At 71.0% G+C, this 24224-nt stretch carries 22 protein-coding genes; 11 read left to right on the top strand and 11 right to left on the bottom strand.

Annotation, left to right across the window (positions count from 1 at the left end; translation table 11 throughout):
• Nucleotides 1–3: 3 nt before the first annotated feature.
• The 5 genes from pucL (at nt 4) to OU416_RS25025 (ending at nt 5570) form a co-directional block, all read left to right on the top strand.
• Nucleotides 4–894 carry a factor-independent urate hydroxylase gene (gene pucL, locus OU416_RS25045; protein ID WP_270929459.1) on the top strand — a complete coding sequence of 297 codons (891 nt, stop codon included), beginning with the start codon at nt 4–6 and terminating at the stop codon, nt 892–894.
• 505 nt (nt 895–1399) lie between these two features.
• The gene (locus OU416_RS25040; protein WP_270929458.1) at nt 1400–2875 is read left to right on the top strand and encodes a nucleobase:cation symporter-2 family protein; all 1476 of its coding nucleotides are present in this window, start codon (nt 1400–1402) and stop codon (nt 2873–2875) included.
• 276 nt (nt 2876–3151) lie between these two features.
• Nucleotides 3152–4213, top strand: a complete 1062-nt coding sequence (locus OU416_RS25035; RefSeq protein ID WP_270929457.1) for a S8 family serine peptidase — start codon at nt 3152–3154, stop codon at nt 4211–4213.
• Nucleotides 4214–4401: 188 nt separating this feature from the next.
• Nucleotides 4402–4650, top strand: a complete 249-nt coding sequence (locus OU416_RS25030) for a hypothetical protein (RefSeq protein WP_270929456.1) — start codon at nt 4402–4404, stop codon at nt 4648–4650.
• A gap of 8 nt (nt 4651–4658) precedes the next feature.
• Complete coding sequence (locus OU416_RS25025; protein ID WP_270929455.1) at nt 4659–5570, top strand: serine/threonine-protein kinase; 912 nt, start codon at nt 4659–4661, stop codon at nt 5568–5570.
• A gap of 1 nt (nt 5571) precedes the next feature.
• Here OU416_RS25025 and OU416_RS25020 read toward each other — a convergent pair whose 3' ends face one another.
• Nucleotides 5572–6423, bottom strand: coding sequence for an SDR family NAD(P)-dependent oxidoreductase (locus OU416_RS25020; RefSeq protein WP_270929454.1), 852 nt, complete (start codon nt 6421–6423; stop codon nt 5572–5574).
• A 65-nt stretch (nt 6424–6488) separates the two neighbouring features.
• Between OU416_RS25020 and OU416_RS25015 the strand changes: the two genes are divergently transcribed.
• The gene (locus OU416_RS25015; RefSeq protein WP_270929453.1) at nt 6489–7076 is read left to right on the top strand and encodes a TetR family transcriptional regulator; all 588 of its coding nucleotides are present in this window, start codon (nt 6489–6491) and stop codon (nt 7074–7076) included.
• Nucleotides 7077–7081: 5 nt separating this feature from the next.
• Here OU416_RS25015 and OU416_RS25010 read toward each other — a convergent pair whose 3' ends face one another.
• Complete coding sequence (locus OU416_RS25010) at nt 7082–7369, bottom strand: hypothetical protein (protein WP_270929452.1); 288 nt, start codon at nt 7367–7369, stop codon at nt 7082–7084.
• A gap of 147 nt (nt 7370–7516) precedes the next feature.
• On the opposite strand from OU416_RS25010, the gene OU416_RS25005 reads away from it, so the two are divergent.
• Nucleotides 7517–7954, top strand: coding sequence for a nuclear transport factor 2 family protein (locus OU416_RS25005; protein WP_270929451.1), 438 nt, complete (start codon nt 7517–7519; stop codon nt 7952–7954).
• On the opposite strand, the gene OU416_RS25000 is transcribed toward OU416_RS25005, so the two are convergent.
• Complete coding sequence (locus OU416_RS25000) at nt 7921–8976, bottom strand: DUF4037 domain-containing protein (protein ID WP_270929450.1); 1056 nt, start codon at nt 8974–8976, stop codon at nt 7921–7923. The genes OU416_RS25005 and OU416_RS25000 overlap by 34 nt on opposite strands.
• Before the next feature lie 185 nt (nt 8977–9161).
• Between OU416_RS25000 and OU416_RS24995 the strand changes: the two genes are divergently transcribed.
• Complete coding sequence (locus OU416_RS24995) at nt 9162–10241, top strand: hypothetical protein (protein ID WP_270929449.1); 1080 nt, start codon at nt 9162–9164, stop codon at nt 10239–10241.
• A 65-nt stretch (nt 10242–10306) separates the two neighbouring features.
• Here OU416_RS24995 and OU416_RS24990 read toward each other — a convergent pair whose 3' ends face one another.
• Together OU416_RS24990 and aceB are read right to left on the bottom strand one after the other, a co-directional pair.
• Nucleotides 10307–11560: a DUF6986 family protein gene (locus OU416_RS24990; RefSeq protein WP_270929448.1), complete on the bottom strand. Its 1254-nt coding sequence runs from the start codon at nt 11558–11560 to the stop codon at nt 10307–10309.
• A 132-nt stretch (nt 11561–11692) separates the two neighbouring features.
• The gene (gene aceB / locus OU416_RS24985) at nt 11693–13279 is read right to left on the bottom strand and encodes a malate synthase A (protein ID WP_270929447.1); all 1587 of its coding nucleotides are present in this window, start codon (nt 13277–13279) and stop codon (nt 11693–11695) included.
• A gap of 241 nt (nt 13280–13520) precedes the next feature.
• Here aceB and OU416_RS24980 point away from each other — a divergent pair, with 241 nt between their 5' ends.
• A complete protein-coding gene (locus OU416_RS24980; protein ID WP_270929446.1) occupies nt 13521–14300 on the top strand; it encodes an IclR family transcriptional regulator in 780 nt (259 codons plus the stop codon).
• A gap of 65 nt (nt 14301–14365) precedes the next feature.
• Nucleotides 14366–15214, top strand: coding sequence for a PhzF family phenazine biosynthesis protein (locus OU416_RS24975; RefSeq protein WP_270929445.1), 849 nt, complete (start codon nt 14366–14368; stop codon nt 15212–15214).
• Nucleotides 15215–15460: 246 nt separating this feature from the next.
• Here the strand turns inward: OU416_RS24975 and OU416_RS24970 are convergent, their stop codons facing one another.
• The 6 genes from OU416_RS24970 to glmS all read right to left on the bottom strand — a co-directional run bounded on the left by OU416_RS24970 (nt 15461) and on the right by glmS (nt 23135).
• Nucleotides 15461–16057: a DedA family protein gene (locus OU416_RS24970; RefSeq protein ID WP_270929444.1), complete on the bottom strand. Its 597-nt coding sequence runs from the start codon at nt 16055–16057 to the stop codon at nt 15461–15463.
• Nucleotides 16054–16521 carry a tRNA (adenosine(37)-N6)-threonylcarbamoyltransferase complex ATPase subunit type 1 TsaE gene (gene tsaE, locus OU416_RS24965; protein ID WP_270929539.1) on the bottom strand — a complete coding sequence of 156 codons (468 nt, stop codon included), beginning with the start codon at nt 16519–16521 and terminating at the stop codon, nt 16054–16056. The genes OU416_RS24970 and tsaE overlap by 4 nt, the downstream gene beginning before the upstream one ends.
• An 8-nt stretch (nt 16522–16529) precedes the next feature.
• Nucleotides 16530–17600 (bottom strand): alpha/beta fold hydrolase, encoded by a 1071-nt coding sequence (locus OU416_RS24960; RefSeq protein WP_270929443.1) that lies wholly within the window; start codon nt 17598–17600, stop codon nt 16530–16532.
• Nucleotides 17601–17757: 157 nt separating this feature from the next.
• Complete coding sequence (gene alr, locus OU416_RS24955) at nt 17758–18900, bottom strand: alanine racemase (protein ID WP_270929442.1); 1143 nt, start codon at nt 18898–18900, stop codon at nt 17758–17760.
• 311 nt (nt 18901–19211) lie between these two features.
• Nucleotides 19212–20726, bottom strand: a complete 1515-nt coding sequence (locus OU416_RS24950; protein ID WP_270929538.1) for an NAD(P)H-hydrate dehydratase — start codon at nt 20724–20726, stop codon at nt 19212–19214.
• A gap of 546 nt (nt 20727–21272) precedes the next feature.
• Nucleotides 21273–23135, bottom strand: coding sequence for a glutamine--fructose-6-phosphate transaminase (isomerizing) (gene glmS / locus OU416_RS24945; RefSeq protein ID WP_270929441.1), 1863 nt, complete (start codon nt 23133–23135; stop codon nt 21273–21275).
• 104 nt (nt 23136–23239) lie between these two features.
• On the opposite strand from glmS, the gene OU416_RS24940 reads away from it, so the two are divergent.
• Nucleotides 23240–24076 (top strand): dienelactone hydrolase family protein, encoded by an 837-nt coding sequence (locus tag OU416_RS24940; protein WP_270929440.1) that lies wholly within the window; start codon nt 23240–23242, stop codon nt 24074–24076.
• Nucleotides 24077–24224 lie beyond the last annotated feature (148 nt).

Genomic DNA, 24224 nt, shown 5'->3' with positions numbered 1-24224 from the left:
CTCATGGGCATCGTCATGGGCCCCAACCAGTACGGCAAGGCCGAGGTCCGCATCGTCTCGGTCAACCGGGACAACCCGCGGCACACCATCAAGGACCTCAACGTCAGCTCCTCGCTGCGCGGTGACCTCGACGGCGCGCACCTGACCGGCGACAACGGCAACGTGCTGCCGACCGACACGCAGAAGAACACGGTCTACGCCTTCGCCAAGGAAGCGCCGATCGGCGAGATCGAGGAGTTCGCGCTGCGGCTGGGCAGGCACTTCGTCGGCACCGCGGACGGGATCACCGGGGCGCGCATCCTCATCGACGAGTACAGCTGGGAGCGCATCCCCGTCGGCGGCACCGGTCACGACCACTCCTTCGCCCGCTCCACCGACGAGAAGCGCACCACCGCGGTCACCATCGACGGCGACCAGGCGCACGTGGTGTCCGGGCTCAAGGACCTGATCGTGCTCAAGTCCACCGGCTCGGAGTTCTGGGGCTACCCCAAGGACAAGTACACGACGCTGTCGGAGACCAACGACCGCATCCTGGCCACCGCGGTGACCGCTCGCTGGCGCTACCTCCACACCGACGTGGACTTCGGCAAGAGCTTCGAGTCGATCCGGGCCACCATGCTGGAGGCCTTCGCGACCACGCACAGCCTCGCGCTGCAGCAGAGCCTGTACGAGATGGGCAAGGCCGCGATGGAGAAGCACCCGGAGGTGGCCGAGGTCCGGCTCTCGCTGCCGAACAAGCACCACTTCCTGGTCGACCTGGAGTACTGCGGGCTGGAGAACAACAACGAGGTGTTCTTCGCCGCGGACCGTCCGTACGGCCTGATCGAGGGCGTCGTCAAGCGCGACGACGTGGACGAGGCCCCGCAGGCCTGGTACAGCCTCCCGCAGTTCTGATCCACTTCAACAGCTTTTCCAGGCTCGTTCTGCGTAGGTGGTCGCTTAGCGGAACCTCAGACGCCGCCTGGTCTGCGGGATCCCGTTCTCATGTATGTCCAATACACGGCGAACGGGCTGTCCTCGCCAGACGACGTCTGAGAACCCGCGGGTGGTCATCTTGCGAAGGTGGGTTATGCGCCTGCGGCGCATGCGACACCTATCGCAGTACGGCCGGTTGGATGTCGCGGCTGCGGCAACCAGCGAAGACGAAAAGCTCCGTTGAAGTCGCGCAGCACCACTCCGACCTCTCAGCAGCGGGGGTCGTGAAGGATCACCGCCGATCCTGAAGCCTAGGGGCCACCGGGGGTATCACCTGGTGGCCCCTGCTGCTACCCGGACTTCGGGCGCTCAGCCCGGAAGACCCACAGGTCCACTGTGGAACGCAATGTGATTTCCCGGCAACAAGAAGAAAACTCCCGGCATTGATAGTGACCTGATCTGACCCTGCGGCCCAGGAGTCACCATGGCCCTCTTCAAGACCCGTCGCAACCGCGGCACCCGGAACGGAAAACCCAGCGACGTCCACCCGGTGGACGAAGTGATGCCCCCGGTACGCATGATGGCGTACGGCGTCCAGCACATCGCCGCGATGTACGCGGGCGTGGTGGCGCCACCGCTGATCGTCGGCGAGGCGATGGGCCTGCCGCCGATCGAGATGACCTTGTTGATCGGGGCGAGCCTGTTCACCGCGGGTCTGGCCACCATGCTGCAGTCGCTGGGCATCTGGAAGATCGGTGCCCGGTTGCCGTTCGTCAACGGCGTCACGTTCGGATCGGTCGCGCCGATGCTGGCCATCGTCGCGCAGCAGGGGCAGCAGCACTCGCTGTCGGTGATCTACGGTTCGGTGCTGATCGCGGGCCTGCTGGCCTTCCTGATCGCCCCCTACTTCTCCCGCATGGTGCGGTTCTTCCCGCCGGTGGTCAACGGCACCGTGATCACGCTGATCGGGCTGGCCCTGATGCCGGTGGGCATCAAGTGGATCACCGGCACCGATGCCGAGGCCGCCGACTACGCCGCGCCCGAGAAGATCGCGCTCGGCGGCGTCACGTTCGCCCTGGTGCTGCTGTTCAACCGCTTCCTGAAGGGCTTCTGGAACCGCATCGCGCTGCTCATCGGCCTGGTCGTGGGCACTCTGATCGCCTGGCCGATGGGGATGATCAACACCACCACCATCGAGTCGGCGCCGGTGTTCAACCTGCCCACGCCGTTCGCGCTGGGCGCGCCGATGTTCGACCTCACCGCGACCATCTCGATCTGCATCGTGATGCTGGTGGCGATGATGGAGACCACCGCGGACATGGTCGCGCTCGGCGAGATCGTAGACCGGCCCGCGGGCGAGGAGACCATCGCGGCCGGCCTGCGCGCCGATGGTCTGGGCAGCGCGGTCAGCGCCGTGTTCGGCGGTTTCACCTGCAGCGCCTTCGCGCAGAACATCGGCCTGGTGGCGCTGACCCGGGTGCGCAGCCGGTACGTGGTCGCCACCGCGGGTGGTGTGCTGGTGCTGCTGGGCCTGTTCCCGGTCGTCGGCGCGATCGTCTCGCTGGTGCCGCAGCCGGTGCTCGGCGGTGCCGCGCTGGTGCTGTTCGGCTCGGTCGCCGTCAGCGGTATCCGCACGCTGGGCAAGTCCGACCTGGGCGACCCGTTCAACTCGCTGATCGTGGCCGGCGCGCTGGGCATCGGCCTGGTCCCGGTGATCTCGCCGCACTTCTACGAGCACTTCCCGTCCGCGCTGCGCACCGTGCTCGACTCGGGCATCAGCACCGGCTGCATCGCGGCCCTGCTGCTGAACATGCTGTTCAACGCCTGGCGCAAGAAGTCGGCGAGCACCGAGGAGACGGTCGGCGGCGACACGGTCGCGGTCATCGCGGCCACCCCGGGCGAAACCGCCGTCCCCGAACCCCGCAACTCCCCCAAAGACTCCTCGGACTCCGTCCACTGACCCAGATCGCCGCACGGTGAAGGGCACCTTCAGGCAACTAACTTGCCTGAAGGTGCCCTTCACCTACGCCTTGAACGGGTGACGGAGCGAGGTGAAGGGCACCTTTCGCCGAGTTAGTCGGCGAAAGGTGCCCTTCACCTCGTCAGGGCAGCTCCGTCGGGGTGCTCCGGTTGTCCGAAGGCGTTGCGGTGAATGGGGGTTCTTCCAGTTCAGGCGCATCGAGGAAGCGTCGGGATCGTTGATCCGGCGAATGATGCGCTGAAGTTGGGAGACGCGATGCGGATTCGGGCACTGCTGACCGCTGGGCTGGTGGGACTGTCGGTCCTGGCCGCCCAAACGACCGCCACCGCGCAGCAGGCCGGTGATCCGCTCAGCGAGAAGCAGTGGGGGCTCGCGCAGCTGCGGGCACCGGAGGCGTGGGCGACCAGCACCGGTGCGGGCCAGGTCATCGCCGTGGTGGACACCGGTGTCGACCTCGGGCACCCGGAGCTGGCGGGCAAGCTGGTGCCGGGCGCGACCTTCGCGGGCTGCGGTGAAGGCCCGGCGCCGTGCGGCAACGGCGACTGGCGCGGAGCGGACGGCGTCGGCCAGCCGGCCGACGTCCACGGCACGCACGTCGCGGGCATCGCGGCGGCGGCGACGGGCAACGGCATCGGCATCGCCGGGGTCGCGCCGGATGCGCGGATCATGCCGGTCAAGGCGCTGGAGGACGGTTCCGGCAGCTTCGCGGAGATCGGCGCGGGCGTGCGCTGGGCCGCCGACAACGGCGCGAACGTCATCAACCTCAGCCTCGGCGCCTTACCCGGTGCGCAGCTGCTGACGCTGATCGGGCTGACGCCCGAGACCAAGGACGCCATCGCCTACGCCCGGGAGAAGGGCGTGGTCGTGGTGGCCTCCGCGGGCAACGAGACCGCGCCGCTGTGCGGCACCCCGGCGTGGGAGGCGGGCGCGCTGTGCGTCGCCGCCACCGACCCGGCCGAGCTGCACTCGGTGTACTCCAACCTCGGCCTGAAGCTGGACACCAAAGCCGTTGCCGCGCCTGGTGGTTCCTCGCTGCAGGGCTGCGACGGCGATGTCTGGGCGCCGGTTCCGCGCGGTGCGGGCTCGCCGGAGTGCGGCCAGGGCGACTACGACTCGCTCGCCGGAACGTCCATGGCCGCCCCGCAGGTCGCGGGCGTCGCGGCGCTGCTCGGCGCGCAGGGCCGCGACGCCGACGGCATCGAGCGGGCGCTGATGCGCTCGGCCCGCACGCCGCTGGTCGGCGCTCGCGGGCTGTTCACCCCGCTGTACGGCTACGGCATCGTCGACGCCCAGGCCGCCGTCCAGCAGCCGCTGTGACCCCGGACGGCCCGTTCTCGCCGGAGAACGGGCCGTTCGCAGCACTGGCTATCACCACTGGTGATCTTCAGCGCTTCATACCCACGAAACGGCTAAAACTCCTCGACCGCGCGGCGGAATCCCGGAACAATGATCACAGGGCCGCGCACCGGTGCGCGGCCGCAGAGCGATCCGGGAGCGTGGGAGCGATGGACCTCTCCAAGCTGTTCAAGATGGTGTCGCCCGCCAAGCACCACAGCCGCAGCCACTCCAGCAGCGGCCACCGGCGCCGGGACTCCAGCGACGATCACCGCCGCCGTCGTTACGACAGCAGCGATCACCGGCGCCGCCGCCGGGACAGCAGCGACGACTACCGGCGTCGGGACAGCAGCGACGACCACCGCCGCCGTCGCCGGGACAGCAGCCGCGGCCACTACCGGCGTCGCAGCCACAGCTGATCAGCGCGGTGTTGATCGACTCGTTGAGCTCGTACTACTACGGCGAACCGGACCAGGACTGGGGAAGGGCGGAAGCCCCGCTGGCGCCGGGCGATCTGCTCGCACCCGGCTACCGGGTCGTCGACCACCTGCGCCGGGGCAGCCGCCTCGACGTCTACGACGTGTGGAGCGAGGAGCGCTCCTGCCGCTGCGTGGCCAAGACGGTCCGCCCGGAACGCGCCGAGGACCAGCGCGCGGTGGGCTGGCTGCGCAACGAGGGCGTGCTGCTGACCCAGTTCACGCATCCGCACCTGGTGCGCGGCTACGAGATCGTGCAGACCGAGCAGCCGGCCCGGCCGGCGGTGATCACCGAGACGCTGCCCGGCCACACGCTGGCCTACCTGATCGACGAGCACGGCAGGCTGCGGCCGGTCGACGCCGCGGTGCTGGGCATCCAGCTGTGCTCGGTGCTGACCTACCTGCACGGCCGGGGCTGGGTGCACCTGGACGTCAAGCCGTCCAACATCGTGGCGGTGGGCGGCCGCGCGGTGCTGCTCGACCTGAGCCTGAGCTGCCGCATCGGCGAGCGCAGCTCGGCGGGCACCTTCGACTACCTCTCGCCGGAGCAGGCCGCCGGCGAGCGGATGACTCCGGCGGCCGACACGTGGGGCCTGGGGATCACGCTGTACGAGGCGTTGTCCGGCACCACGCCGTGGGCGGAGGTCTCGCACCGCGAGCACAGCGAGAACGGCACCCGCTACTACCCGCAGCGCGACCGGGCAGCAGCGCCGCTGCGCACGCACCGCCGCCTGCCCGCGGCGCTGTCCCGGACCATCGACGCCTGCCTGGCCCCGAGCCCGGAATCCCGCCCGTCGGTGGAAGAAGTCGCAACCGCCCTGATCGCCTGGTCCGGCATCGACCCCCGCACCACCGTCGCCTGAGTCACCCGGTGAGCTCCGCGCAGAGCGCCCAGATCGCTTCGCGGTTGCGCCGGTCCTCGACCGCGGCAGGCCATGGCGCGCGTTGCGCCTTGCTGTTGAAGTAGGCCCCGTGCACCTCGGCGACACCGGGATCGGATGCCAGGTGAACGCTGGAGGAGGCCGCTCGCCCGATCGCCGCGCCGCCGTAGAGCACCGGCATCAACCGTCGCAGCAGCGGGACGATCGGCCGGGCCACGGGTGGATATGCGCTGGTGGGCAGGGCCTTGTTCATGTCGGTGCTGGCGTGCCCGGGGTAGCCGACGTTGATCGTGATGCCGGGCTCCCGCACCTGCTCGGCGAACGCGCGGCTCATCGCCATCAGCGCGAGCTTGGTCTGGTTGTAGTGCGAGAGCCCCACGTAGGACTTCTCGCCCTGCAGGTTCTCCAGCGCTATCCGGCCGCGCGGAACACCGCCCGCGATGTTGATGACCCGGCCGCGCAGCACGGGCATCAGGAGACGGGTGAGCAGATACGGGGCCACGACGTTGGCCGCGAACGCGGTTTCCACGCCGTCCGCGGTCAGCTCCCGCCGCTCCTTGACCACTCCGGCGTTGTTGATCAGCACGTCCACGGCGCCCCGGTCGCGGACCTGCGCGGCCAGCCTGCGGAGATCGTCCTGGCTGGTCACATCGGCGAGCAGCGCTTCGATGCGCGGATTCCCGGTGTCGCGGCGGAGTTCGGCGACCGCCGCGTCCGCCCGGTCGCCGTCGCGCCCGACCAGGATCACCTCGGCCCCGAGCCGCGCCAGTCCGCGCGCGGTCTCCTTGCCGATGCCGCCGGTACCTCCGGTCACGAGGACCGTCTTGCCCCGCATGCCCACCTCCGTGTGTCATCCGATGACAGTCGTGTCACCTGGTGTCACAAAGTAGCCTGAGGTGCGTGACTGGCGCTAGTGATGCGGACGGGCTCCGGGCGCGAACGCGCCGCGCGGTCCGCGCGGAGATCGCCGAAGTGGCCCTGGAGCTGTTCCTCGCGAACGGTTTCGACGACACCACCGTGGACGAGATCGCCCGCGCCGCGGGCATGACCAAGCGCAGCTTCTTCCGGTACTTCCCGGCCAAGGAGGACGTGGTCTTCGGCGGGATCGACGCGGTCGGCGAGCAGGTGGTGGCGGAGCTGCGCGCCCAGCCGGCGGACCGCTCGCCGTGGGAGTGCCTGCACGCGGTGCTGCGGCAGTGGTCGGAGAAGATCCAGTCCTCGCAACGAGAACTGAGCGGATTGCAGCTCATCGAGTCAACGCAGTCGCTGCGCGCCCGGTTCCACCAGAAGCGGGAGCAGTGGCGCCAGGACGTCGCCGACGTGCTGCGCGAGCGCTCCGAGCTCGACGCCTTCACCGCGGACCTGCTGACGAACGCGGCGACGGCGGCCCTGGACACGGCGGCGCGCGAGTCGCAGCGCAACGACGCGGACCGGCTCTCGGCGCTCGACCGCGCCTTCGACCGGCTGCGTCCCGCTTTCGCCGGGTGAGCGGCTCAGCGCTTGCGGCGGAAGGCGATCGCGACGGCGACCAGCACCGCGGCCAGCGCGAGCTGACCGCCCCAGACGATGCGGTTCACGCTCACCGCCGGATGCCAGGCGACCGAACCGTCCGCCGAGACGGCGAAGGCCCCGGCCGGGCGCACCACCACGCCGCGCCCGCCTCCGATGCCGATGCTCGCCACCGGCAGCAGCGTGGTGTCGCCCTGCTGCACGGGATCGCCGAAGACCTGGTTCTTGCCCAGCCGATCGGCGAGCGCGGCGACGATGTCGTTGTCGGCCATGAAGATCCCCCAGAAGCGGTGCGAGTGCGGCTGTTCCGACACTAGCCGGTCCGACCGCCGACCGCCCACGCATTACCTCGCGGGTAATCGACGCACTGACCTCCGGCCGCGAAACTCGGTGCAGTCGTCGCGAATCTGGAGGAACCGATGGACTTCCGCGCTACCACAGAGAACTTCCTGACCACGCTGGCCGGTGGCGATGCGGACGAGATCGCCGCGCTGTTCGCCGAGCGCGTCGACTGGAAGGTCTACGGCTCCCCCGACGTCCCGTGGCTCGGCCACTGCACGACCCGCGAGGACGTGGCGGACTTCTTCCGCACCATGCTCGGCGGTTTCGCACCCGAAGGCCGCTCGGCCGAGATCGACCACATCCTCGTGGACGGCCCGAACTCGGTGGTGCTGGGCGAGATCACGCAGGTCATCAAGGCCAACGGCCAAGCCTTCACCAGCCCGTTCGCCCTCCACCTCAGCGGCGAAGAAGGCCTGATCACCCGCTACCACATCTACGAGGACAGCTTCACCATCGCACAAGCCGCCACAGCGGAAGCGAATCACCCCGAGGAGTCGCTCAGCATCGCGCGATAGCACCCGGCCAAGGACTGGGGCCACCCGGAGAAGTTGATCAGAGCATCATCGGTGTGGGTGAGCTGGTCGATGGCTCCCACCGGGATCAGCGAGCGCAGCGCGGGGTCGGTGATCGAGGCGGTCGTCGCGGTGACGAAGTCCCCGCTGTTGAGCACGGGATGGGGCCGGACGGCACCGTTGATGCCGACGTCGAAGTCCGCCACGACCGGAGTCACCGGATCGGCGATGCCGAGGTCGTTGTGACGTTCGGCCAGCTCGATCAGCGCCACCGGCAACGAGCCCGGTGCTCCTCCGAGCACGTCGTCGATCAGCGGCCCCAAGGTCGCAGCCGCGCGGAGCTCGGCGAACGCCGCGCCGAACCACTTGTCGTACGGCCGGTAGCGCTTCTCCTGCAGGAACGCCATCTCCGTGATCAAGCGGCACAGCCGGTGCTCGATCAGCCGGGTTCCGAGCTCGTCACCGGTCTCCCGCACCCGGCCCAGCAGCGGTTCGGCGTTGCCGATGAGGTGCCACTGAGCGGCCAGCAACCACCGCCACACGTCGTCCGGGTACCACCGCAGCACCTCGCGGAGCCGGGTGAGTTCGCCGCTGTCGTCCCGGAAGACCGCGCCGCTGGTGAGCTGGAGGAGGTGCTGCTGCGGCAGGGCCAGCCAAGCCGCGTGGTCGAGCCCGGCCAGCGGGTTCAGCCCCAGCCGCGCGGTCAGCCAGTCGTCCAGCGCAGCGATCTCGACGTGGTGGGCCACCCGCTGCTCGGCGAGCGAGTACCAGGCCGTCGGGTGACCGCGGTGCTGTGCGGGCAATCCGGCCGAGACCACGGCGCGCGCCCGGTCGACCTGGTCGGCCGCGACGAAGATCTGGGCTCGCGGACCCCACTCGTGATCGGTGGACCGGGGGGTGTCGTACCCGAGCACCTCCGAGCCTTCCCCGATCAAGCAAGCGGAGTGGGGCATGTCGAGCAGCGCGGCCACCACATCGGTGTAGAAGGACCGCGCGAGCGCCAGACCGGGGATGAAGTCAGCCACCTCCGAGACCGTATCGCCACGGCCCGCAGCGTCAACCGGATTTCACCGCGGAGGGATCCCTCCCACCACAACGACGTTCTGCCGCGTGAGCGCCTTGCGCCGGTCCAGCGCGAATTGCGGGCAGGAGAACCGTCTTCCGCCCCCGTGCGTACTAGCTCGACGAATCCCCCTGAAGGAGGAACTCGTTGAAGCGCTTGACCATCGCAGGAGCAGCCGCGACCACGGCGCTCCTGCTGGCACACCCCGCCTCGGCCGCGGGTGACTGGCCGGAAGAACAGCTCCCGCCGCTGCCGGACGCCGGCGTGCTGCACACCGCCGCTGCCGGCGGCGGGTCCGCATGGGCGTTCGGGATCACGCTCGACGCCGACTACCAGCACCACTCGCTGGCGCTCCACCGAGGTCAGCAGGGCTGGGAGCAGGTCCCGACGCCCGACATCGGGCGGATCAACGCCGCCACCGCGATCGGCCCCGACGACGTCTGGGCGGTCGGCGACGGCACTTCGATGCGCTGGAACGGCTCGGAGTGGCGGGAAGTCCCGGTCGTCGCGCGGCCCGGGGACAACACGCAGCTGCACGACGTGACGGCTTTCGGGCCCGCCGAGGTGTGGAGCGCGGGATTCGTCTGGAGCGGCGACCACTCCCGGAACAGCTCCTCGGTCCAGCGCTGGGGCGGCCAGGAGTGGAGCGAGGTCGCGCTGCCGGACCTGGGTGTCCGCTCCGAGCTGTTCGGGATCGGCGGCACCTCGCCGGAAGACCTGTGGGTGGCCGGGTCCAAGCCGACCGATCTCGGACCGGATGGCAGGTTCGGCGGCCTGCTCCTGCACTGGGACGGCGAGCGGTGGGCGGAGCAACCGCTGGTCGAGATCCCCGGCGTGCACGTCGAACTGCGGGACGTGCACGCGCTCGCGCCCGACGACGTCTGGGCCGTCGGCTACCACCACCCGGGCAGCACCGACCGAAGCCCGGTCGCGGTGCACTGGGACGGGACGCGGTGGACGCTCGCGCAGCTTCCCGGCGAACCGGGGCAGCTCAACGAGGTGGTCGCGGGCGAGGACGGGCTCTGGGCGGTCGGCTACGCGCCGGACGGCCCGTACGTCCTGCGGTACGACGGGACGAGCTGGCGGCAGGTGCCTGCCCCGGTGCCGTCGGAGGGCGAGCACCTGACCACGTTCGGCGGGGCCGTCGTGGACGGTCGCCTGCTCGTGGTCGGCGTCGAAGACGCCTCCGCGAACACCCTCCCCTACGCGGCCACTCACATCGGCTGACCAGGCCCTGAGAAGGCTGACGGGCACCTCCGACCCGGAGTCGGAGGTGCCCCGTGCCTGGTCGGTCAGAGGCGGCCGAGCTCGCGGATCTCCGGTTCGGACAAGCCGGTCAGGTCCTTGACCTCGGCGGCGTCGATGCCGCCGTTGTCCAGGGCGCGGACGAAGGACGCCGCCAGCGCGCGGGCCGTCGCGGGCTCGTCCAGGACCGCTCCGCCGCTGGCCGAGGCGTACGCCGACAGGCGGGCCGCCTCCGCGGGCGCCGAGTCGCGGAACGCCGCGAACACCGCCGCGTAGCGGGTCACCAGCTGCGCCGGGTGCAGGTCCCAGCCCTGGTAGAAGCCGTGCTCCAGGGAGCGGCGGGTGAGGTCGTAGTGCGTGCGCCAGCCGTGGCGGACCTGGTCGCCGACCGGCAGCACGTTCGTCGAGCCGTCGGAGAGGAACACGCCGGTGCCCGCGGCGGACACCTGCATCACGTGGCGGGCGAAGTCGCAGGCGCGGTGCGCGAGGTGCTGGTGCGCGGCGGTCAGGCCGCAGCCCGCGGTGTAGTCGTAGGTGCCGAAGTGCAGGCCGGTGACCCGGCCGCCGCCCGCGCGCAGGAAGCGCGGCAGCGCGAGGCGACCCTCGGAGTCCACGATGGACTGGGTGGTCTCGACCTGGATCTCGAAGCCGAGCGAGCGCTCCGGCAGGCCGAGCTGCTGCTCGAGAAGCCCGAGGAACTCGACGAACACCTCCACCTGCGCGACGTCGACCACCTTCGGGAAGGTCAGCACGAAACCTTCGGGCAGGCTGCCGTGCTGCCGCAGCAGCGCGGTGAGGAAGACGTCCAGCGTGCGCACCGACCGGGCGCGCAGCTGCGGGGTGTCGAAGGACTTGACCCGCAGCCCGAAGTTCGCCGGTGCCGCGCCCTCGCGCAGCCAGTCGGCGACCACTCCGGCGGTGCGCTCGGCCTCGGCGTCCTCGGCCTCGTCACCGGGATTGCCGTAGCCGTCCTCGAAGTCGATGCGCAGGTCTTCCAGCGGCGAGTTCTGCAGCTTGGCGCGCAGCCGCGGGTGCACGGAGCGGGCGATCTCCGGGTCCATCCCGAGGATGTCGACCAGGTCCTCCGGCCGGGCCGCGTCCCGGTCGAGCGCGGCCAGCGCTTCCCGCTCCCACAGCCGAACCGTGTCGGCGTCGACCTTGTTCGCCGGCACGTAGCAGGTGTGCACCGGCTGCCGCGCCGCCCGCGCACCCGGGTAGGTGGCGGCGATGTGCTCGTCCACGGCGGAAAGCCGGGCGAGCCGGCGGTTGACCTCGGCGGTCTCCAGCGAGGTTCTGGCCACTTGCGCTCCCTTCGGTCCGGCAGCCGGGAGGCGTCCCCGGCTGCCCAGCTCGGCTGCGGCAAGAGAGCCGTGAGTGTTTTGCGGTGCTATAGGCCCACAAAGCACTCACGGCTCCTGATCACCGCAGTTCGATCAGTCGATCTCTTCGTAGGCGGGCAGCGTCAGGAAGTCGACGAACTCGTCGGCCACCGCCACCTGCTCGAACAGCTCGACCGCCCGGCCCAGGTTCTCGACCGGGAAGCCCTCCTCGGCACGCAGCTGCTTCTCCGTGTCGGCCAGCGTCTCGCGCACCAGGTCGGAGGTGACCTGCTCGCCGCCGGCCAGCACCACGTCGTTGTGCAGCCACTGCCAGATCTGCGACCGGGAGATCTCCGCGGTCGCCGCGTCCTCCATCAGGTTGTGGATCGCCGCCGCACCGTTGCCGCCCAGCCAGGACACGATGTAGCGGACGCCCACGTCGACCGCGGCGCGCAGGCCCTCGATGGTCTTCTCACCGGGCGTCTCGGCCACCGCGAGCAGCTGGTCGGCGGTCACCTGGACCTCGTCGCGGGTGCGGTCGATCTGGTTGGGCTTGTCGCCCAGCACCGCGTCGAACTCCTCGAAGCAGATCGGCACCAGGCCCGGGTGCGCGACCCAGGAGCCGTCGAAGCCGTCGCCCGCCTCGCGCTTCTTGTCCGCGTGCACCTTGTCCATCGCGGCCGCGTTGGAGTCGTCCTTGGTCGGGATGAACGCGGCCATGCCGCCGATCGCGAACGCGCCGCGCTTGTGGCAGGTGCGCACCAGCAGCTCGGTGTAGGCGCGCATGAACGGCGCGGTCATGGTCACCGCGTTGCGGTCCGGCAGGATGTACTTGTCGGAGTCGCGGAAGGTCTTGATGACGCTGAACAGGTAGTCCCAGCGACCGGCGTTGAGGCCCGCGGAGTGGTCGCGCAGCTCGTAGAGGATCTCCTCCATCTCGAACGCGGCCGGGTAGGTCTCGATCAGCACGGTGGCGCGCACCGAGCCGTGCGGGACGCCGAGCTCCTGCTGGGCGTGGGTGAACACGTCGTTCCACAGCCGCGCTTCGAGGTGGCTCTCCATCTTCGGCAGGTAGAAGTACGGCCCGCTGCCGCGGCTGAGGAGTTCCTTGGCGTTGTGGAAGAAGTGCAGGCCGAAGTCGACCAGCGCGGCGACCGCCGGCTTGCCGTCGACCAGGACGTGCTTCTCGTCGAAGTGCCAGCCGCGCGGGCGCACCAGCGGCACCGCGTGCTGGACGTCGTCGCGCAGCTTGTAGGTCTTCTTCTCGGTGACCAGCTCGATCTGCTTGCGCACCAGGTCGTAGAGGTTGACCTGGCCGGAGACGACGTTGCGCCAGTGCGGCGTGTTGGCGTCCTCGAGGTCGGCCAGCCAGACCTTCGCACCGGAGTTCAGCGCGTTGATCGCCATCTTGCGGTCGGTCGGGCCGGTGATCTCGACGCGGCGGTCGGCGATGTCGGCGGGCGGTGCGGCCACCTGCCAGTCGCCCTCGCGGATGTGCCGGGTCTCCTCCAGGAAGTCCAGCCGCCCCTTGGCGGTGGCCTCCGCGCGGCGCTGCTTGCGGCGCTCGAGCAGCTCGTCGCGACGAGCGCCGAAGGCGCGCTGCAGACCGGCCACGAACTCGAGCGCTTCCTTGGTCAGGATCTCGTCCCCGCGCTCGACGGCGCCGCCGATGACCTGCACTCCTGCTGCCGTTTCGGACATGAGAAGTCCACCTCTTTCTGCTGCCGGGTTCCAGACGGTGGCTGATGGCTCACCTTGCCGCGTGGCGGACTGACGCGCACCCGAGGCTGCGCGACGGCCGTTCCGCTTGCGGTACGCCCGTAATGTTTTTCTGCATCGTGGATGTTAGTTTCCATATAGCGTTCGAAGCAACATGAGCTGTAGCACCCATCACGGACTAGACTTCGGCGCAGGCCGAAGGGTGTGAAGAGGGAGTTCTGCGATGACCACTGGCCCGCAGCGGGCAAGCCAGGGCGGAGGGGTGCAGTCGGTCGAACGCACCTTCGAGCTGCTGGAACTCATGGCCGATGCCGGTGGTGAGGTGGCCCTGTCCGAGCTCGCCGAGAAGTCCGGCCTGCCGCTACCGACGATCCACCGCATCATCCGCACCCTGGTGAGCAACGGTTACGCCCGGCAGCAGCCGTCCCGCCGCTACGCGCTCGGCCCCCGGCTGATCCGCCTCGGCGAGACCGCCAGCCGCGCGCTCGGCTCCTGGGCCCGGCCCTACCTCGCCGAGCTCACCGAGGCGACCGGCGAGACCTCGAACATGGCGGTGCTCGACGGCGAGCAGATCGTCTACGTCGCGCAGGTGCCCTCGCAGCACTCGATGCGGATGTTCACCGAGGTCGGCCGCCGCGTCGACGCGCACGCCACGGCGGTCGGCAAGGCGGTGATGGCCACCATGCCGACGGACACCGTCACCCAGCTGCTGTCCCGCACCACGATGCACCCGCAGACGGAGCGCACCATCATCACCGTCGAGTCGATGCAGGAGGAGCTGACCCGCGTCCGCCAGCAGGGCTACGCGATCGACGACGGCGAGCAGGAGGTCGGCGTCCGCTGCTACGCGGTGGCGGTGCCGGGAGCTCCGGCGGGCGCGGCGATCTCGATCAGCGGCCCGGAGGGCCGGATGACCCGCATCTCGACGGACGAGGTCATCCCGCTGATGCAGCGCCTGGCCAAGGACCTCGCCGCGGAGCTCAGCGTCAGCAACAGCGCCTGATCCCACTGGGAATAACGGGAAATCGGGCTGGGAATATTCCACTGTGCACCGGCGCTGGAAGCGGCATGCACAACGAGACCGATGTTCAGCGGTTGGTGGGTTTCAGCAGCGATCCGAACGGCGGGAACCCCGCTGGTGTGGTGCTCGACGCGGTGGGGCTGTCCGATGCGGAGATGCTCCGGATCGCCGCCGACGTCGGGTATTCCGAGACCGCATTCGTGTTCCCGCGCGGTGAGCGCGAGCACGACATCCGCTTCTTCAGCCCGAAGGCGGAGGTCTCGTTCTGCGGTCACGCCACGATCGCGACCGCCGTCGCGCTCGCCGAGCGCGACGGCACCGGCCGGTTCGACCTGCACACGCAGGCCGGGTTCGTCGGCGTGGACACCCAGGTCGACGACTCCGGCCGGCCCACCGCCACGCTCACCAGCGTGCCCACCTCGATCCGCGACGTCGAACCCGCGGTCCTCGACGAGGCGCTGGCGGCGCTGGGCTGGACCGGCGACGACCTCGACCCGGCCCTGCCGCCGCGCATCGCCTTCGGCGGCAACGACCACCTCGTCCTCGCCGTGTCCACGAGGGAGAAGCTGGCGGCGCTGTCCTACGACTTCGACCGCCTCGGCAAGCTGATGGCCGACCAGAACTGGACGACGTTGCAGCTGGTCTGGCGCGAGAGCCCGGAGCTCTTCCACGCCCGCGACCCGTTCCCGCCGGGCGGTGTCGTCGAGGACGCCGCGACCGGCGCGGCCGCGGCGGCGTTCGGCGGCTACCTCAAGCACCTCGGCCTGATCACGCCGCCCACCGGCTTCCGCATCCACCAGGGCTTCGACATGGGCCGCCCCAGCATCCTCGACGTCGAGGTCGCCGCGGACCACGACCAGATCCGCGTCACCGGCACCGCAGCCCGCATCCAGTAGCGGGAGGGTTTGGTCAATTTCGTACGAAATTGACGTTCACCGGGTGACGCAGAGCTCCGGCAAAGTCGTCCCCGGTAGGGCTGTGCGGCAGTTTTGCCTAAAACTGACCGGACGTTCCGGGCGTGGCGGGGCGGCAGTTTCCGGCAAAACTGCCGCCCCGCACCAGCCCGACCGGACTTTGCCGGAGCCTCGCCCGGGTGACGTGACGGTCAATTTCGTACGAAATTGACACCGCCCGGGTGAACGTCAGGCGCGGAGGCGGTTCTTGCGGCGGAGCCACCAGATCGTCACCGCTACCGCTGCGGCCAGCAGGAGGACCGGGAGCCCGGCCAGGCCTGCGATGGTCTCCACCCGGTCGTAGGCGTCGCCGGACCAGGCGCCGAGGAGGACCAGGGTCGTCGCCCAGGTGATGGCGACCGGCAGGTTGCAGAGCGTGAAGCGGAGGTGGGACATCTCCGTGCGGGCCGCCAGCCTGGGCACCAGGGTGCGCACCGCGGCGAAGCACTGCGACACCGCCACCGTCACCTCAGCACGTCCGTCCAATGAGGACTCCAGACGCGAAACCCGCTGCTCGCCCAGCCGTTTCACCAGTTCCCGGCGCAGCAGGCCGCCGCGGCGGCCGCGGTAGAAGCTGTGCTGGCAGCCCAGCGCCGTCGCGGCGGAGGCGCAGATCGCGGCCAGCCACACCTCGACGACACCGCTGCCCGCCAGCAGGCCGATCGCCAGGACGGTGCCCGTGCCGGGCAGGAAAACGCCGATCAGCAGGCCGGATTCGGCGAACAGCACGGTCATCGCGGCGATCAGCGCGAGCGGCCCCGGGATTCCCGCTAAGAACTCGGTCACCGGCCGAGCAGCTCCACCAGCCGCGCGTCCCAGGACTCGCCGTGCGGCTCCAGGGTGATCTCGCGGACGTCGTCGGGGCGACGGCGCAGGCGCAGCATCAGGTGGCTGTCGGCGAGCCGTTCGGCCAGACCCTCGCCCCACTCCACCACGACCGCGGCCTCGGTGAGATCGGTGTCCAGGTCCAGGTCGTCGATGTCGTCCAGCCCGCCGAGGCGGTAGGCGTCGACGTGCACCAGGACCGGGCCGTCACCGGACTCCGGCCGGTGCACCCGCGCGATCACGAACGTCGGCGAGGTCACCCTGCCGGTGACGCCCATGCCCGCCGCGATCCCCCGCGCGAGCACCGTCTTGCCCGCGCCGAGCGGACCGTCCAGCAGGACCAGGTCACCGGCGCGCAGCACCGCGCCCAGTCGCCTGCCGAACTCCAGCGTGTCGGATTCCTTCGGCAACTCCGCAGTCCGCAACGCAGCACTCACTTCCCGACCGCCCTGCGCAGCAGTGCGGTCAACTGCTCGGTGACCAATTCCGGCCGCTCCAGCATCACCGGGTGGCCCGCGCCCTCGACGCGCACCAGCGTCGCGTCGGGCAGCTCGGCGGCCAGCACCTCGGCGTGCGGCGAGAACGGGGTGACCCGGTCGGCGTCACCGCTGAGCACCAGCACCTCGCAGGTCCGCAGCGCGGCGAGCGCGGTCTTGCGGTCGTGCAGGCCGATCGTCTCCAGGAAGTCGGTGACGACCTCGACCGTGGTGGCCCCGATCATCTCCGCCATCAGGTCCACCACCGCGGGCGAGATCGCGCGGTCCCCGAACGCCAGCGAGCGGATCAGGCTCCAGGTGATCTTGTCGCCGACCCGCCGGGTGCGCTCCACCAGGTCGGGCTGGACGCTGGACAGCAGCGCCAGCCCGCGCGGCACCGGGTTGATCCGGGACAGCCAGGTGCGGGGCAGCCCGGCCGCGCCGACCGAATCGGCCGCGGTCCCGATCAGCCCCACCGCGCGCACCCGGTCGCGGAACAGCTCCGGGCGCTGCTCGGCCAGCGCCATGATCGTCATGCCGCCCATCGAATGCCCCACCAGCGCGATCGGCCCCTTCGACGCCGTCGCGCGCAGCACCGCGTCGAGGTCCCGGCCGAGCTGCTCGATCGTGCTGTTGCGCTTGGAGGAGTGCCCGGACCGGCCGTGGCTGCGCTGGTCGAACAGCACCAGCCGAACCCGCGGGTCGGTGAGCTCGGGCAGGTCGCGGCGCTGGAAGTGCCAGCAGCGGGAGTCCAGCGCGAACCCGTGCACCAGCACCGCGGTCAGCTCCGGCGCACCGCCGTCGGCCGGCTCGATCTCCTGCACCGCCAGCGGAACTCCGTCATCGGCGGCCACAGTGGACTGCCGGTCCGGGCGGAGCCTGCCCAGCGGCTCGTCGGCGTGCGGATCGTCCGGGTCGCGCTTCGCGGCAACTCTCGTGCTGTGCGCGACGACGCCGACCGCGGCACCGGTGATCGCGGCACCCAGCACACCGCTCGTCCAGGCCAGCGCCTGCCAGACGGGTTTCACGCCGCCTCCAGCCGCGAACGCCCGGCGCCGGAAGGCACTAGATCGGTCCGCCCGGCGCCGGTTCCGCAGGTGATGGTCCGTGAGTGCTTTGGGGTGCTATAGCCCCCCAAAACGCTCACGGCACCCGTGAGACCGAACCGCTGATGATTCCCTCCGATCACGGCAGGTCGTCCTCGACCGTGCGCGTCACCCGCGGCCGGTACATGCCGGTGACGATCTCGTAGTGGATGGTGCCGATGGTGTCCGCCCACTCCGCCGCAGTCGGCTCGCCGCGGTCGCCCGGACCGAACAGCAGCACCTCGTCGCCCTCGCGGACCTCGTCGTCGCCGCAGTCCACCACCAGCTGGTCCATGCAGACCCGGCCGACGACCGGGCGCCGCTCGCCCGCCAGCCACACCGACATCCGGCCGGACAGGGTGCGCGGCACGCCGTCGGCGTAGCCGACCGGCACCAGCGCGAGCCCGGTCGCGCGGTCCGCGGTCCAGGTGTGCCCGTACGAGACGCTCTCGCCCGCCGCGATCCGCTTGGTCAGCGCCACCGAGGAGCGGAACGTCATGGCAGGGCGCAGGTCGTGGTCGCCGTCCTGCGGCACCGGGTCCAGCCCGTACACCGCGATGCCCGGGCGGACCAGCTCGAAGTGCAGGTCGGGCCGGGTGAGCACGGCAGCGGAGTTGGCCAGGTGGCGGATCGGGTCCAGGCCCGCCGCGCGCGCCTGCTCGTACGCGCGCTGGAGGCGCTCGGCCTGCGCGTCGATGGAGGGGTGGCCGAGCTCGTCGGCGCAGGCCAGGTGCGACCACACCGCCACGACCTCGACGTGCCCGTCGGCCTCGGCCTTCGCGGCGGCTTCCACCAGCGCGGGCCAGAGCTCGGCGGGGCAGCCGCTGCGGGACAACCCGGTGTCGATCTTGAGGTGCACGCGCGCGATGCGGTCCTGGGCCGTCGCCGCCGCCTCGATCCGCTGGAGGGTCTCCAGCGACGACGCGGACAGCTCGACGTCCTCGGCGATCGCGGGCGCGAAGTCCTCGTCCACGACGTAGAGCCAGCAGAACACCGGGGCGGTGATCCCGGCTGCGCGCAGCTGCAGCGCCTCGCCGGGGGAAGCGACGCCGAGGCAGTCGGCGCCGGATTCCAGCGCGGCGCGCGCGACGGTCACCGCGCCGTGGCCGTAGCCGTCGGACTTCACGATGGTCATCGTGCGGGCACCCGACTCGCGGGCACGCGCCGAGAGCACCCTCACGTTGTGGCGGATCGCGCCGACGTCGATGCGCAGGTCGGCGCGGTGCACGGGCTGGTCACTCATGGCACGGTCATCGTCGCACACAGCCGACCACCCCCATCCGCGTACTGCCCGCCGCCGCAGCGGGCGGGGACCGCGTCAATTTCGTACGAAATTGACACCGCCCCCGGGCAGGGCTCCGGCAAGCCCGGTCGGGCTGGCGCGGGGCCGCGGTTCTGCCGGAAACTGCCGCCCCACTGCGCCCGGAATACCCGGTCAGTTTTAGGCAGAACTGCCGCAGGACCCTGCCCAGGGCGACTCTGCCGGAGCCCTGCCTCACCCGGGTGACGGTCAATTTCGTACGAAATTGACACCGGCCCGGGGGACGCGGGCGGTCAGGACAGGGCTGCTCGGCGGACCTTGCGGATCGCCAGCGGGACCGCGGCGAGCAGCGCCGAGGCGCCGATCGGGGCGCCCGGCTCGGTCGGGTCGTCGGTTTCGCCGTGGGCCGCCAGGTCGGCGGCCAGCGAGTGCACGTGGGCCGCGCAGCCGCAGGCCAGCCACGGATCCAGGCCGCTGGCCAGGAGCGCGCCGATCAAACCCGTCAGGACGTCGCCGGATCCCGCGGTGGCGGGCCAGGCGTGCTGGGCGTCGTTGACCAGCACGCGGCCGTCCGGCGCGGCGATGATCGTCGTGTTGCCCTTCAGCAGCACCACGGCGTCGAAGCGCGCGGCGAGCTCGCGGGCCGCCCCGACCCGGTCCGCGCCCAGCTCCTGCCCGGCCAGCCGGGCGAACTCGCCGGCGTGCGGCGTCAGGACCAGCGGCACGTCGGGGTCCCGCGCGTCCCAGAGCGTCGGGTCGTTGGCGAAGAGGGTGATCGAGTCGGCGTCGGCGCACACCGGCCGCCCGGACTCCAGGACGTGCTGCAGGACGTCGCGGCCGCTGGCACCGAGGCCGATCCCCGGCCCGACCGCCCACGCCTGCACCCGCCCGGCATCGCCGACCGATCCCGTCGCCACCACCTCCGGCCAGCGCGAACGCACCACGTCGGCGGCCGGGCCCGCGTAGCGGACCATGCCCGCGGTCGCCTGCACCGCGGCGCCGCTGGCCAGCACGGCGGCTCCGGGGTAGGTGGCCGAACCGGCGGCGACGCCGACCACGCCCTGGCTGTACTTGTCGTCGGCCGGTCCCGGCACCGGCCAGTCGGCACCGATCTCGGCGGGCTGGAGCACGTGGAGCTCGGGCTCCGGCAGGTGGTCGTCGAGCCCGATGTCGACCACCTCGACCTCGCCGGAGCGCACCGCGCCCGCGCCGAGCACGTGGCAGGGCTTCCGGCCGCCGAAGGTCACCGTGAGGTCGGCCTGGACGGCCGGTCCGCCGACCGCGCCGGTCATCGGATCGACACCGCTGGGCAGGTCGACGGCGATCACCGGCACCGACACCCGGCGCACCAGCTCGGCCGCCGTCGGCCGCAGCGGTCCGCGCGCGGAGATCCCGACGATCCCGTCGATCACGACATCGGCCCGCTCGACGGCGTCCGCCGCACCGGCACCGATCCCCGAGGTGTCCGCGCTGGCCCCCTCGGCGGGAACCGCCCGGCCACCCGCGCGCCGCAACGCGGCGAGCCCGGCGGCGTGCGCCTTCTCCGGCGCGAGCAGCACCGCGGTGACGCCGGCTCCGCGTCGGCGCAGGAAGGCTCCGGCCCACAGCGCATCGCCGCCGTTGTTCCCGGCCCCGACGAGCAGCGCGACCCGCCGACCCGACACACCGCCGGTGACCTCGGTGAGCACGCGCGCGGTGTGCACAGCCACCGCATAAGCGGCCCGGCGCATCACAACGGGCTCCGGCGTCCGCGCGAAGAGCTCCTGCTCCGCGGCGCGGATCTGCTCCGGTGTCCACACTCCGAGCACCGCGTCCTCCTTCAACCCAACCGACACGATCCCGAACAGTCTCCCCACCAAAGCCCACCAACCCCGGCACGCCAACCACACGACACGCCGAAGCGCCCACCTCGGACACAGGTGAAGGGCACCTCTCACCCAGTAGCCAAGCGAAAGGTGCCCTTCACCCCACCCCGATCCAGTGACGCAACCGCGCAGAAGCACCCGCCGAAGCCTCGCACCACCGCTGCGGCGGGGGGACTTTTCGGGGTGAAGGGCACCTTTCGCCAACTATGCGGGCGAAAGGTGCCCTTCACTCTCAACCCATCCCCGTTCGCACGGTTCAGCCGCCGCTGGTCACTAGGCCTCGCGCGGGTGGCGTGACTCGACCAGGGGAGGTGTGAAGGGCACCTCTCACCAAGTTAGTAGGCGAAAGGTGCCCTTCACCCCGATCACGTTCGGGGTGAAGGGCGGTGCAGGCGTGTCCGTGCGGTGCACGTGCCACTCGATGGGGGCGAGGTGAAGGGCACCTTTAGGCAAGTAAGTTGCTGAAAGGTGCCCTTCACCCGCAGAAGTTCACTCCACGGTGACGGACTTCGCGAGGTTGCGCGGCTTGTCCACGTCGTAGCCGCGGGCGCGGGCGATCTCCGCCGCCAGGACCTGGAGCGGGATCGTGGAGACCAGCGGCTGGAGCAGGGTCGGCACCGCCGGGATCGTGATCAGCTCGTCGGCGAAGGGCCGCACCGTCTCGTCGCCCTCCTCGGCGATCACGATGGTGCGCGCGCCGCGGGCCTGGATCTCGCGGATGTTGGACACCATCTTCGCGTGCAGCAGCGCGCGGCCGGTCGGCGACGGCATCACCACGACCACCGGCAGGCCCTCCTCGATCAGCGCGATCGGGCCGTGCTTGAGCTCGCCCGCCGCGAAGCCCTCGGCGTGCATGTAGGCGAGCTCCTTGAGCTTGAGCGCACCTTCCAGCGCCACCGGGTACCCGACGTGGCGGCCCAGGAACAGCACCGCCTTGGAGTCGGCCAGCTCCTTGCCGAGCTCCCGCACCTGGTCCACGGTGGACAGCGTGCGGCGCACCGCATCGGGCATCGCGGCCAGCTCGGAGTACTCGCGCGCCACCTCGTCGGAGTACTTCGTGCCGCGCGCCTGCGCCAGGGCCAGCCCGACCAGGTAGTTCGCCGCCACCTGGGCGAGGAACGTCTTGGTGGCCGCGACGCCGATCTCCGGTCCGGCGTGGGTGTAGAGCACCGCGTCGGACTCGCGCGGGATCTGCGCGCCGTTGGTGTTGCAGATCGCCAGCACGCGCGCCCGCTGGGTGCGGGCGTGCCGCACCGCTTCCAGGGTGTCGGCGGTCTCGCCGGACTGGGAGATCGCCACCACCAGCGTGTCGCGGCCCAGCACCGGGTCGCGGTAGCGGAACTCGCTGGCCAGCTCGACCTCGACCGGCACCCGGCACCAGTGCTCGATGGCGTACTTGGCGAGCAGCCCGGAGTGGTAGGCGGTGCCGCAGGCGACCACGAAGACCTTGTCCACGTCGCGCAGGTCCTGCTCGGTCAGGCGCAGCTCGTCGAGCACGATGCTGCCGCCCGCGAAGTGCCCGCGCAGCGTGTTCTCCAGCGCCTCGGGCTGCTCCTCGATCTCCTTGAGCATGAAGTAGTCGTGACCGCCCTTCTCGGCGGCCGACAGGTCCCAGTCCACGCTGAACGGCTTGGTCTCGACCTCGACGTCGTCGAAGTCGGTCACCCGGTAGCCGTCGCGGGTGATGGTGACCACCTGGTCCTGGCCGAGCTCCACCGCGTCGCGGGTGTGCTCGATGAACGCGGCGACGTCGGAGGCGAGGAAGTGCTCGCCGTCGCCGACGCCGACGACCAGCGGCGAGGACCGGCGCGCCGCGACGACCTTGCCCGGTTCCGCGGCGTGCGTGACGACCAGCGTGAAGGCGCCCTCCAGCCGGCGGGCGATCGCGCAGACGCTGGCGCTGAGGTCACCGGCGGTCGGTCCCGCGGTGTAGGCGGCGGCGACCAGGTGCGCGGCCGTCTCGGTGTCGGTGTCGCTGGCCATCTCGATGCCCGCGGCTTCGAGCTCGGCGCGCAGCGCGGCGAAGTTCTCGATGATGCCGTTGTGCACCACGGCCACCTGCCCGGTGGCGTCGCGGTGCGGGTGGGCGTTGCGGTCGGTCGGCGCGCCGTGCGTCGCCCACCGGGTGTGACCCATGCCGCTGTGCCCGGCGAACCGGTCGCCGTCGACCTCGGCGAGCCGCTTCTCCAGGTTCGACAGCGCGCCGGCGGCGCGCTCCACGGCGAGGCCGCCCGCACCGTCGAGCAGTGCCACGCCCGCCGAGTCGTAGCCCCGGTACTCAAGCCGACGGAGGCCGTTGAGCACCACGTCAAGCGCCTGGCGATGTCCTACGTAACCCACGATGCCGCACACTCGAACCAGCGTAGCTACTCCATTTGGTCTGAACCTGTTCGCGGTGGAACCGCCCGCGCAGCGGCTACCGCGCGCGCACGCGCGGGTCCGCTACCGTGCTGACCATGGCGCGCACTGCCAAGAAGGCCCCCTCCGCGAAGAACGCGTTCGAAGAGCTGTCCCGCCGCGGACCGCACGACGTGCTGCACGGTGATCTGGCTCTCGTCGGCCTCCCGGGCATCGTCTGCACCCCGCGCAGCGGGCTGGGACTGCCCGCGATCGCGTTCGGCCACGGCTGGCTTCAGCCGCCGCGCCGCTACCTGAGCCTGCTCCGGCACCTCGCCTCGTGGGGCATCGTGGTCGCCGCGCCCGCCACCCAGCGCGGCGTGTTCGCCTCGCACCGGATGTTCGCCGCCGACCTGCGCACCGCGCTGGACGTCTGCGTCGGGGTCCGGCTCGGCGAGGGCGAGATCAGCGTCGACGAGAAGAAGCTGGGCGTCGCCGGGCACGCCATGGGCGGCGGGTGCGCGGTGCTCGCCGCCGCCGAGGACGAGCGGATCCGGGCGGTGGCCACGCTGGCCGCCGCCGAGACCCACCCGTCGGCGCTGGAAGCCGCGGGCAAGGTCGGCGTTCCCGGCCTGCACATCGCGGCGGGCAACGACCTGCTGGCCCCGCCGGTGGCCAACGCCGAACCGATCGCCCGCGCCTGGGGCGGCGCGGTGCAGCTGCGCACCATCCCCAAGGCCAGCCACCTCGGCTTCACCGAGGGCAGGCACTGGACCCAGCTCGTCCTGCACGGCAAGTCCGAGTACGCGACCCAGCGGGCGACCAAGGCCCTGCTGACCGCCTACTTCCTGAGCGCGCTGACCGGCGACCGCCGAGGTGAGGCCCTGCTGTCCACCGACATCAAGGGCACTCACGTCGACCAGGAGCACACCCGGGGCGTGCTCACCGCAGCGTGACCGTGAGCACTTTGTGGGGCTATAGCACCAGAAAGTGCTCACGGACCATCACGACGCAACTGGCATCAGCACGGCGCGACCTTGAGCCGCCAGGCGAGTTCCTCGGCCGTCGCGCTCGGCGTCGGGCAGGAGCACGCCTGGGCGTGCG

The sequence above is a fragment of the Saccharopolyspora indica genome (genome assembly GCF_027853965.1).
GTDB classification, from domain to species: domain Bacteria; phylum Actinomycetota; class Actinomycetes; order Mycobacteriales; family Pseudonocardiaceae; genus Saccharopolyspora; species Saccharopolyspora indica.
This window is presented reverse-complemented; position numbering and strand designations above follow the sequence as displayed.